Below are 1,329 nucleotides of genomic sequence, written 5' to 3'. Positions count from 1 at the left end.
CCGTTGCGCAGCATCAGCCGCGACTCCATGCGGGCCTGGGCGGCCACCTGGCGGCGCAGGGGCGCGGCTCCGGGGCGCGGGGTGAAGGTGTGCATGCGTGGGGTGTCCATCTGGGGGGCGCTCAACCCACCAGCTCGTGGCCGGTGAGCTCGAGGAAGACGTCCTCGAGGGTGCGACGGCCGAGCGACAGCGACTCGGGCAGCACGTCGTGGCGCTCGCACCACCCCGAGACGGTGCCCAGGGTGCTGCCGTCGGCCGGTCCGGCGATGAGCATGCTGACCGCGTCGAGCTGGGTGACCTCGGCCTCGGGGCCGAGCGCGGCGCGCAGGGACTCGGGGGCGCCGTCGGGGAAGGGTCGGGTGACCACCAGGCGGATGGTCGCGGACCGGCCGCCGCTCGTGAGCTCGGTCGGCGACCCGGAGGCGATCAGCCGGCCGTGGTCGATGATGTGGATCGTGTCGGCGAGGTGCTCGGCCTCGTCCATGTGATGCGTGGTCAGCACGACCGTGACGCCGTCCCGGCGCAGCTCCTCGAGCAGCTCCCAGGTGGCCCGCCGGGCCTGGGGGTCCATCCCGGCGGTCGGCTCGTCGACGAACACGAGCTCGGGGCGGCCCACGAGGGCCATGGCCAGTCCGAGCCGTTGCTGCTGGCCGCCGGAGAGCCGCCGGTACGGCGTCCTGCCGCACTCGGCGAGCCCGAGCCGGTCGCTGAGCATCGCGGTGTCCAACGGGTCCGCGTGCAGCGAGGCGACGTGGTCGAGCATCTCCATGGCCCGGACGCCGGACCACGCCCCACCGGCCTGCAGCATCACGCCGATGCGGGGGAGCAGCTCGCGCCGGTCGGCATGGGGGTCCAGGCCCAGCACCCGGACGGTGCCGGACCGGGGACGCCTGTACCCCTCGCAGGTCTCGAGGGTGGTGGTCTTGCCGGCGCCGTTGGGCCCGAGGACCGCCGTGATCGTCCCGCGCTCGACGCGCAGCGAGAGGCCGTCCACGGCCACCTTGTCGCCGTACCGCATGACCAGGCCGTCGATCTCGACGGCTGGGCCGTGAGCAGGGGATTCGGCGGGCACCTCGAAAGTCTATTGAGCGACCCCGAAGAGGAGCGGACGGGGCCCGCTGCCTCGTGGGATCGTCCGGGTCAGCCCTTCGTCAGGCGCACGTAGTCGATGTCACCCGGGAAGTAGTCGCAGCTGTCGGCACCCACCGTGGGGTCGGCGGTGTTGCACTCGAACTTCCCGCCGATCGACCAGGGCTTCTTGTTGTTGATGTTGCCCGTCGCCTTGCGAGTCCTGCTGCGGAAGACCCCGTCCACGTACATGGTCACGTC

2 protein-coding genes are annotated in these 1,329 nt (G+C 72.3%); both read right to left on the bottom strand.

All coding sequences use genetic code 11. The features are described 5' to 3' along the window. Positions 1-121: 121 nt before the first annotated feature. Positions 122-1,072 carry an ABC transporter ATP-binding protein gene (locus ACXJKL_RS21170; protein WP_457208961.1) on the bottom strand — a complete coding sequence of 317 codons (951 nt, stop codon included), beginning with the start codon at positions 1,070-1,072 and terminating at the stop codon, positions 122-124. 68 nt (positions 1,073-1,140) lie between these two features. After that, the coding region (locus ACXJKL_RS21165) for a hypothetical protein (RefSeq protein ID WP_457208960.1) at positions 1,141-1,329 on the bottom strand (189 nt) is incomplete at its 5' end.

It is taken from the genome of Nocardioides sp. P5_C9_2 (genome assembly GCF_054049555.1).
This window is presented reverse-complemented; position numbering and strand designations above follow the sequence as displayed.